The organism is Catenuloplanes sp. NPDC051500 (assembly GCF_044454585.1).
Classification (GTDB): Bacteria; Actinomycetota; Actinomycetes; order Mycobacteriales; family Micromonosporaceae; genus Catenuloplanes.
Genome location: NZ_JBITDX010000007.1, coordinates 152427 through 161686 on the forward strand (window position 1 = coordinate 152427; position 9260 = coordinate 161686).

Sequence of the window (9260 nt, forward strand, 5' to 3'; positions counted from 1 at the left end):
AAGGGGGCCGCGGATGAGAGTCGCGCTGGTATCGGAAGGCACGTACCCGTACGCCATGGGGGGCGTCAGCGTCTGGTGCGAGCAGCTCATCCGCGGCATCCCGGACTACCGGTGGGAGGTCGTCGCGCTCACCGTCGACGGCACCGAGAAGCCGGCGTTCGCCTACCCGGAGAACCTGGACCGGGTGCACAACATCCCGCTGTGGGGCGCGCGGCCGGAGCGCCGCCGCTCGCTGAGCAGGGCCCTGGCACCGGTCCACCGGCCCGGCGCCGGGTTCGTCGAGTCGTACGAGGTGTTCCTGCGCGCGCTAGTCACCCCGCTTGAGTCGACCCGCTCGGAGGAGGGCGCGGTCAACCGCAGCATGTTCCTGCTGGCGCTGCGCGGCATGTTCGAGTACGCGAGCGACGGCGGCGACCTCAGCGCGGCGCTGCTGTCAAACGAGTCGCTGGACATGATGCTCGAGGCCTGGCACGCGCTGCGCGTCGACGAGCACGCGCCGGCCCCGACTGTCGCGGACGCGCTCGAGGCGGCCTGGCTCATCTCGCACATGATGCGCCCGCTGTCCGCTCCCCCGGTCAAGGCGGACATCGTGCACTCCTCGATGAACGGCCTGGCCACGCTTGTCGGCATGGCGTCGAAGTGGGCGTACGGCACGCCGATCGTGATGTCCGAGCACGGCATCTACCTGCGCGAGCGCTACATCGCCTACCTGCACGACGGCGCGCCGCACGCGGTCCGGGTGCTTGTGCTCAGCTTCTTCCGGTCGCTCGCGGGCGCGGCCTACCTGATCTCCGACGTGCTGGCGCCGCACTCCGCCTACAACCGGCGCTGGCAGCTGCACAACGGCGCGGACCCGGACCGCATGTGGACCATGTACAACGGCGTCGAGCCGGACGAGTTCCCGGCCGCGACAGGCGAGCCGGAGCTGCCGACCATCTCGTTCATGGGCCGGGTCGACCCGCTCAAGGACCTGCACACGCTGATCCGCGCGTTCGCGCTGGTCCGCAAGGAGATCCCGAACGCGCGACTGCGGATCTTCGGCGGTACCCCGGTGGCGAACCGGATCTACCACCAGAGCTGCCAGGAGCTGATCGACGAGCTCGGGCTTACCGACTGCGCCACCCTTGAGGGCCGGGTCGGCAACGCGGTCGAGGCGTACCACGCGGGCAACATCGTGGCGCTCACAAGCATCTCCGAGGGGTTCCCGTACACGGTGGTGGAGGCCATGGCGTGCGGGCGCCCGACGGTCTGCACGAACGTGGGCGGCGTCTCCGAGGCGGTCGAGGAGACCGGCATAGTGGTCGCGCCCCGCGACTTCGCCGCCGTCGCGGAGGCCTGCATCGCGCTGCTCCAGGACAAGGAGCGCCGGCTGCGGCTCGGCGCGGCGGCCCGGGCGCGGGTGCTTGAGCACTTCACGCTGCGCCGCTCGCTTGAGGCGTACCGCAACGTCTACGAGGGCCTGGCCCAGCCGGACGGGCAGACCGCGGCCCCGCGCCACCTTCGCGGGCAGGCCCAGGGCCGGGTGATCGTGCCGGAGAAGCGCACCCGCCCCGGCGTGGCGCCGATCCCGAAGCAGCGGCCCCGCAAGGGCATGGCCGCGGTGCCACGACGAGATCCGGGGGTACGCCCGGCGTGGCCGCCGCTGCCGCCGGTGCCGGTGTCCGCGGTGGTCGACGAGACAGTGGAGACGACCGGCAGCACCGACGCGACGATGGTGATCCGCCCGCGCCCCGAGCCGGTCGACGAGACCACAGTGCTGCCGCGGATATCCGACGCCGACCTCGACTCCGGCGACACCACAGCGCTCGGCGGTGAGGTGCGATGACGCTCTCCAGCGACGTCGACGACGCGAGCCCGAAGCGCAAGCGCCGGCAGCAGGGCGGCGGCATCATGGCCGCGGCCCGCGCGGCCGCCGACACCGAGGCCACCGCCACGGACATCACTGTCCTGCTGCCGAAGATCTCCACCGACCCGGTGGACGACCTGGTGGAGAAGGTACGGCCGAAGCTCGGCAAGGCGATCGACACGCTGCAGGTGGCGGCGCTGCTGGAGTCGGACGGGCACACCGACCGCGCGGCCCGCGTCGAGTACGGCTACACGGACGTGTTCGCGCTCGCCATCGAGGTCTACCGGCGGATGGGGCCGCCGTCGCCTGTCGTCCCGGACGAGCCGCCGAACCGTGGCACGCTCACCCAGGGGCGCAAGGACGCGCTGCGGATCCTGGCGCACGGGCCGCTCTACGTGCTGCCGTCCGCCGCGTTCCCGGCCGTGCTCGCCGTGGTCGGGCTGCGCGCGCTCGTCATCGGGCTGGTCGCGGCCGGCACGCTCGGCTGGGTGCTGTCCGGGACGGCCGCGCACGCGGCGTACCGCATGCTCGGCCTGGGCCGGGAGCGCTCGGCCGCCCGCCTGCTGTTCTGGGCCTCGATCATCGGGCCGCCGCTGGGCCTGCTGCTCGGCGCGGTAGTTGCGACCGGCTGGGGCGGCGGGCCGGAGCTGGTCGTGATGATGGCCGGCCAGCTCGCGTACCAGATGGCCTCCACGCTTTTGGTCTTCTACCGCCGTGAGCTGTGGCTTGGCCTGTCCATGGTGCCCGCGTTCCTGGTCGGCGCGGTCTACCTGGTCGCCGGCGGTGCGGAGCTGCGGCTGGCCTCGGTCGCGGTGACGGTGCTCGGCGTGGCGGCCGCGTACGCGTTCGGGCTGATGGCTACCACCCGCCGCGAGGACGACGAGGCGCCCACCACGCCGGAGCCGCCGCTACTCGCATCGCTGCGGCCGGAGCGGGCCGCCCTGATCGGCGTCACCGGCTACGGCCTGGCCTCGGCCGCGCTGCTGTTCCACGCGGAGGCGCCGTACCTGCTCGGCCGGCTGGACATCGCGGTCGCGGCCGTACCCCTGATCCTGTCGATGGGGTTCGTGGAGTGGCGGGCCAACCTGTTCTGGGCCGAGACCGTGGCGCTCACCCGCCGCGTGCACCGGCCGTCCGACTTCGTGACAGGCGTGTGGCGGTCGATCGTGCGTGAGGTGCTGTCCTGCCTCGCCGCGCCGGCCGTGCTCGCACTGCTGCTCCTGGCCGGGCTGCGGCTGGCCGGGCTGCTCACCCCGGCCGGCGCGCTGATGACGGCCGCGCACGTGGCGCTGGCCGGCGCGTACTACCTGGCATTCCTGCTGGCCGGGCGCGGGCGCTTCGGCTGGCTCTGCGTGACCATGACCGCCGCCATCGCGCTGCACCTGGCGCTCGCCGCGCTGCTGCACGCCGGCCCGGTCCTGGACACCTCGCTCTACCTGGTCAGCGTGTTGCTGCTGATCGGGCTCTTCGCCGCAGGCCTGGTCCCGGTCATCGGGCAGGCCCGGCACTACCGGTAAGTCGTAGCTCAACCGACCGTGGGGAGGTACGGATGCACGCGGTGATCCTGGCGGGGGGCAAGGGTGTACGGCTTCGGCCGTACACGACGGCCCTGCCGAAACCCCTGATGCCCATCGGGGACAGCCACTCGATCCTGCAGATCGTGCTGGATCAGCTCTCGTCGTGCGGGTTCACCTCGGTGACCCTGGCGATCAACCATCTGGGCCCGCTGATCCGGGCGTTCGTGGGCGACGGCAGTCACTGGGGACTGTCCATCGACTACGTGGAGGAGGACAAGCCGCTCAGCACCGTCGGCCCGCTGTTCGGGCTGAAGGACAGCCTGCCCGACGAGTTCCTGGTGATGAACGGCGACATCCTCACCGACCTGGACTACGGCGACCTGCTGCGTACGCACGCGGTCTCCGGGGCGAAACTGACAGTGGCCACGTCCGAGCGGGTGCACCGGATCGACTTCGGCGTGCTTGACGTGGCGGAGGGGCGGATCACCGGGTTCCGGGAGAAGCCGTCGCTTACGTACTCGGTGAGCATGGGCGTCTACGGGATGTCCCGGAAGGCCCTCGCGCCGTACCCGCCGGGGCTGCCGTTCGGGTTCGACCAGCTCGTGCTTGACCTGCTGGACCGGGGCGAGCACGCGGCGACGTACCCGTTCGGCGGCTTCTGGCTGGACATCGGCCGTCCCGAGGACTACGACGAGGCGAACCGCAACTTCGCGGAGCTCAAGCCGATCCTGCTGCGCGAGCCGCTGCCGGTGCCGGTCTCGCCGGCCGTGACCGCCGTGCCCGTCGCGCCCGCGGTGGGTGAGCCGGTGTGACGAGGGTTCTCCTCTTCGGGGCGTCCGGCTTCATCGGCGGGCACGTGCGGGCCGCGCTGGCCGAGGATCCGCGCGTCGGCGAGGTGCTCACGCCCGGCCGCGCCCAGCACGACCTGATCGCGGGCGATGTGGACGCGCTCACCGCGCTGCTGCGCCGGACCGCGCCGGACGTCATCGTCAGCTGCGTGGGCGCGCTCGGCGGCACCGCCACCGACCTGCTGGAAGGCAACACGCTTGTGGCGGCGAAGCTGCTTGAGGCCGCGGCCGAGGCGGCACCGCGGGCACGGCTGGTGCGGATGGGCTCGGCCGGCGAGTACGGCGTGGTCGCGCCCGGCCGGTCCGTACACGAGGACGACGCGCTGGTGCCGGTCGGCGCCTACGGCGTCAGCCACGTGGCCGGCACCCGGCTGTTCACCATCGCGGACGGGCTGGACGCGGTGACGCTGCGCGTGTTCAACCCGATCGGGCCCGGCATGAGCGAGGAGACGCTGCTCGGCCGCGCCGCCGCCCGGATCAGGGCGGCCCTGCGGGACGGGGTGGACGAGATCCAGCTCGGGCCGCTCGGCGCGTACCGCGACTTCGTCGACGTGCGGGACCTGGCCTCGCTGGTCGGGACGATCGTGCTTGCGGCGCACGTGCCGAGCCGGGTCTACAACGCGGGCAGCGGGCGGGCGGTGACCGCACGCGAGGCGGTCGCGCTGCTTGCGGCCGAGGCGGGGTGGACTGGCACGATCCGGGAGGCCGGGTCCGGGCCGTCCCGGTCCGCGACTGTGGGCTGGATCCGCGCGGACATCAGCCGGGCCCGGGACGAGCTGGGCTGGACGCCGATGAGGGAGTTGGAATTGACCATCAAGGATGTCTGGAACGCCGGGGAGCGCCGGTGAATCAGGCATGGTGGCGCCGGCGCCGGTGGATCGTGGCCCTGGCCGTGGTCCTGGTGCTGGTCGTGGCCGGGGTGTGGGGGCTCGTTGCCGAGGGTCCCCACACCGCCCCGCCGGTGGCGCAGGAGTCTCCATCCGCTGTTCCACCGGGCCCGTCGGCGACCGCCTCGCCGGGGCCGGTGCCGTCACTGTTTCCGTCGCCGTCGCCGTCGGGGTCTTCCGCGGCGCCGTCTCCGGTGACACCGGTGCGGCCGCCCGGGAAGATCACCACCTGGGCGTACCAGCTGCAGGACTATCCGTCGGACGGGCTCGCGCAGCTGGCCTCCGGGCCGTACCAACTCGTGGTTGTGGATCTTGCAAGGGACGCGCACAGCGACTTCTTCCGGGCCGACGAGATCGGCGCGGTGCAGAAGACCGGGAAACGGGTGCTGTCCTACTTCGAGATCGGCAGCCTGGAGGACTTCCGGCCGGAGTACCCGGGGCTGCGCAAGGACGCCCCGGAGATCTTCGCGAACGAGTGGGGCGACTGGCCGGGCGAGTATTTCGTCAGGTACTGGGATCCGCGCTGGTGGGAGCGCGTGATCCAAGGCCGGGTGGACCAGGCGATCGCGGCCGGGTTCGACGGCGTCTACCTGGACACGCCGCTCGCCTACGAGGAGATCGACCTCGGCGCGGCACAGGGCAAGGACCGGGACGCGCTCGGCGCGGAGATGACCAAGCTGATCGTCAGGATCAGCCAGTACGCGAAGGCGAAGAGGCCCGGCTTCCTGATCGTCCCGCAGAACTCACCGGAGCTGCGCGAGCACCCCGGATACACGGCCGCCATCGACGGGATCGCGATGGAAGAGCTGTTCTACCTGGCCACCGACGAGGCGTGCACCGAGGACTGGTGCACCGAGAACCTGGACAACACCCGGGCCCTGCGCGACGCGGGCAAGTTCGTGCTCGCCGTCGACTACGCGGTCCGCAAGGACGCGGTCTCGACCGCTTGCCGGAAGTACCGGGACGAACGCTTCGCCGGCACGGTCACCGTTCGCGATCTCGACCGGCCCGCCGCGATCTGCGGCTGACCGTTCACCATCCGAGAGGAGCACAGCGCAATGCCAAGCAAGATCGGGGTCGTGGGCCTCGGCTACGTGGGCCTCACCCTTACCGCCGCCCTCGCCGAGAAGGGCTTCACCGTGTACGGCGCGGACGTGTCGCCGGCGATCCTGGACTCGCTGTCCCGCGGCCGCCCGCACATCTTCGAGCCCGGCATCGAGGAGATCTTCGCGAACCGGATCGGCTCCGGCATCTTCGTCGGCACCGAACTGCCCGCGGACGTCGAGGTCGCGGTGATCAGCGTGTCCACGCCTGTGGACGACATCACCCGCCGGCCGAACCTGGCCAACCTGGCCTCGGCCGCCCGTGCGGTCGCCGCCACCTGCGCGCCCGGCACGCTCGTCGTGGTGCGCAGCACGGTGCCGGTCGGCACCTCGCGCAACGTGGTGCTGCCGGAGTTGCAGGCCGCGTGGGGCGACGACGTCAAGCTGGTGATGGCGCCGGAGCGGACCATCCAGGGCCAGGCGCTGCGCGAGCTTGTCGAGCTGCCGCAGGTGATCGGCGGGCTGGACTCTTCAAGTTTGGAAGCGGGCGTGGAGTTCTTCTCCGGGCTGGCGCACACGATCCAGACGGTGTCGAGTCTGGAGACGGCGGAGCTGGTCAAGCTGACAAACAACTGCCACACCGACCTGATCTACTCGTTCGGCAACGAGGTCGCGCTGATCGCGGAGCGGCACGGGCTGGACCCGCTCGAGGTGATCCGCGCGACGAACGTGGACTACCCCCGGCCGGACATCGCGAAGCCTGGCTACGTCGGCGGCGGATGCCTGTCCAAGGACCCGTACATCCTGATCGACTCCGCGGGCGACCGGCCGCCGTTCCTGGTCGGCAAGGCGCGCGAGCTCAACGAGTACCTGCCGATCCACGTGGGCGAGACGATCGTCAAGATGCTCAAATCGGCGCGTGGGCGCACGCTCGGCGCACGACTCGCGGTGCTGGGCTGGGCCTACAAGGGCTGGCCGGCCACGGACGACATGCGCGGCACGCCGATCGCGACGATGATGCGGGTGTTCTCCGCAGCGGGCATCACCGTGATCGGGCACGACCCGCTTGTCAGCGACGACGTGATCCGGCAGTACGGCGGCGAGCCGGTCTCGCTCGACAAGGCGTTCTCCGACGCGGACGCGGTGCTGATCATCAACGACCACCCGGACTACCGGGCCATCCAGATCCCGGAGATCCTCGGGGGCGCCAAGCCGGCGTTCATCTACGACTCGTGGCGGGTGCTTGACGAGGCCGCGGTGCACGAGGCCGGCATCCGGTACGCGGGCCTGGGCTACCTGCCGGCCTTCTCCGCCTCGTCCGCGGCGGTGTCCGCATGAGGGCGCTTCTCCTCGGTGGTGCGGGTTTCATCGGACTGCACCTGGCCCGGCGGCTCGTCTCCCAGGGTCACGAGGTGACAATCGTGGACGACTTCTCCCGGGGCCGGCAGGACGCGTTCCTGGACGAGCTGCGGCCCTCGATCGACCTCATCTCGGGCGATCTCACCGACCCGGCCGTGTGGGCCGCGCTGCCCGCCGAGGGCTGGGACCAGATCTTCCTGCTCGCGGCCGTCGTCGGCGTGCGCAACGTGGAGAAGGACCCGGCCCGGGTGGTACGGGTGAACACCCTCTCCGCGATGCACCTGCTCGACTGGGTGGCGCCGGGTTCGCGGGTGTTCTTCGCGTCGACAAGCGAGGTCTACGCCGGCGGCGTGGACGCCGGGATCGTGCCGGTGCCGACGCCGGAGAACATTCCGGCGCAGATCTCTGACGTGACGGCGCCGCGCTTCGCGTACGCGGTCAGCAAGCTGCTCGGCGAGGCCGCCTTCATCCACACGTCGCGGGCGCGCGGTTTCGACGCCGTGGTGGGCCGCTTCCACAACGTCTACGGGCCGCGGATGGGCGCCGACCACGTCATTCCGGAGATGTCGCTCAGGGCGCTGAACGGGTCCGACCCGTTCGCGGTGCCGGGCGCGGACCAGTTCCGGGCCTTCTGCCACGTGGACGACGCGGTGTCCGCGATCCTGCTGCTGATGTCCACCCCCGCGGCCTCCGGTCAGATCGTCCACATCGGGAACGACCGCGAGGAGACAAACATCGGCGACCTCGCCAAACTGCTCCTCCGCATCGCCGGTACCTCCGCCACACTCGCGCCGTCCGACGCGCCCGCCGGCTCGGTCGCGCGCCGCTGCCCCGACCTGACACTGCTGCGATCCCTCACCGGGTACGAGCCGACCGTGCCCCTGGAGGAGGGCGTCCGGACCACGTTCGCGTGGTACAAGGAGCACGGGTGGCCGAGATGAGCAAGGGCCCGATCTGCTTCTACTACGGCAACGGCAAGCTCATCGAGCTGGCCGAGTACCCGCGCGTGGTGCTGCAGCCCGACTTCTACAAGCCCGCCGAACTCACCTACCTGGCCGATCAGGGCGTGCAGACGCTCGGCTACCTGTCCCTGTCCGAGGACACCGGCCCGCCGGCCCCCTGGCAGCGTCAGGAGCGCAACCCGGACTGGGGCGGCGCGTTCGTCCACGTCGGGCATCCCGCGTGGGTCGAGCACGTGGTCGGGCAGGCAAAGGCCGCCATCGCACAGGGCTTCCACGGCCTGTTCCTGGATACGCTCAACGTTGAGCTTACGTACCCCGAGGACGTGCCCCACCTGCTCACCCTGGTCGGCGCGATCCGCGAGGAGGCCCAGCCCGCCTACCTCCTGGCGAACCGCGGCTTCGGCATGCTCCCCCGGATGGCCGAGATCGTCGACGGCGTGGTCTTCGAATCCTTCTCGGCCCGCTGGACCGACGAGGGCTACGCACCCTGGCCGGCCGACACGCTCGAGTTCCACGCCCAGATCGCGGAACAGCTCCTGCAACTGGAGTTGGACCTGATCGCCCTGGACTACGCGGACACACCGGGCCTGACGGACTTCGCCATGCGGCGGGCCCGCCAGTTCGGCATGCAGTGCGTGGTGAGCGACCGGGCACTGGGCCGCGTGTAGCGCAGTCGGGGGGCGGGGGGGCCGCCCCCGCCCCCCCCCCCCCCCCCCCCGGGGGGGCGGGGGGGGGGGGGGGGCCCGGAGCAGCGGTTTCGGGCCCACCCGCGGGGGGCGCGGCCAGACACCCAAAACC

General features: G+C 71.5%; 8 protein-coding genes. All 8 read left to right on the forward strand.

Annotated elements, in window-relative coordinates; all coding sequences use genetic code 11:
• Positions 1–13 precede the first annotated feature (13 nt).
• Genes pelF through ACIA8K_RS16535 form a run of 8 tightly spaced genes read left to right on the forward strand, consistent with a single transcriptional unit; the run spans position 14 to position 9130 of the window.
• Positions 14–1825, forward strand: coding sequence for a GT4 family glycosyltransferase PelF (gene pelF, locus ACIA8K_RS16500; RefSeq protein WP_396059539.1), 1812 nt, complete (start codon positions 14–16; stop codon positions 1823–1825).
• On the forward strand, positions 1822–3363 hold the full coding sequence (locus ACIA8K_RS16505; RefSeq protein WP_396059541.1) for a hypothetical protein: 1542 nt from the start codon (positions 1822–1824) through the stop codon (positions 3361–3363). The genes pelF and ACIA8K_RS16505 overlap by 4 nt, the downstream gene beginning before the upstream one ends.
• 32 nt (positions 3364–3395) lie before the next feature.
• Positions 3396–4175 (forward strand): sugar phosphate nucleotidyltransferase, encoded by a 780-nt coding sequence (locus ACIA8K_RS16510; RefSeq protein WP_396059543.1) that lies wholly within the window; start codon positions 3396–3398, stop codon positions 4173–4175.
• Positions 4172–5059: an NAD-dependent epimerase/dehydratase family protein gene (locus ACIA8K_RS16515; protein ID WP_396059545.1), complete on the forward strand. Its 888-nt coding sequence runs from the start codon at positions 4172–4174 to the stop codon at positions 5057–5059. The genes ACIA8K_RS16510 and ACIA8K_RS16515 overlap by 4 nt, the downstream gene beginning before the upstream one ends.
• Positions 5056–6126 carry an endo alpha-1,4 polygalactosaminidase gene (locus tag ACIA8K_RS16520; RefSeq protein ID WP_396059547.1) on the forward strand — a complete coding sequence of 357 codons (1071 nt, stop codon included), beginning with the start codon at positions 5056–5058 and terminating at the stop codon, positions 6124–6126. The genes ACIA8K_RS16515 and ACIA8K_RS16520 overlap by 4 nt, the downstream gene beginning before the upstream one ends.
• A 30-nt stretch (positions 6127–6156) precedes the next feature.
• The gene (locus ACIA8K_RS16525) at positions 6157–7479 is read left to right on the forward strand and encodes a nucleotide sugar dehydrogenase (RefSeq protein ID WP_396059549.1); all 1323 of its coding nucleotides are present in this window, start codon (positions 6157–6159) and stop codon (positions 7477–7479) included.
• Entirely contained in the window at positions 7476–8441 is a 966-nt protein-coding gene (locus ACIA8K_RS16530; protein WP_396059551.1) for an NAD-dependent epimerase/dehydratase family protein, read from the forward strand. The genes ACIA8K_RS16525 and ACIA8K_RS16530 overlap by 4 nt, the downstream gene beginning before the upstream one ends.
• Positions 8438–9130, forward strand: coding sequence for a hypothetical protein (locus tag ACIA8K_RS16535; protein ID WP_396059979.1), 693 nt, complete (start codon positions 8438–8440; stop codon positions 9128–9130). Before ACIA8K_RS16530 ends, ACIA8K_RS16535 begins: the two co-directional genes overlap by 4 nt.
• The last annotated feature ends 130 nt before the right edge of the window (positions 9131–9260 follow it).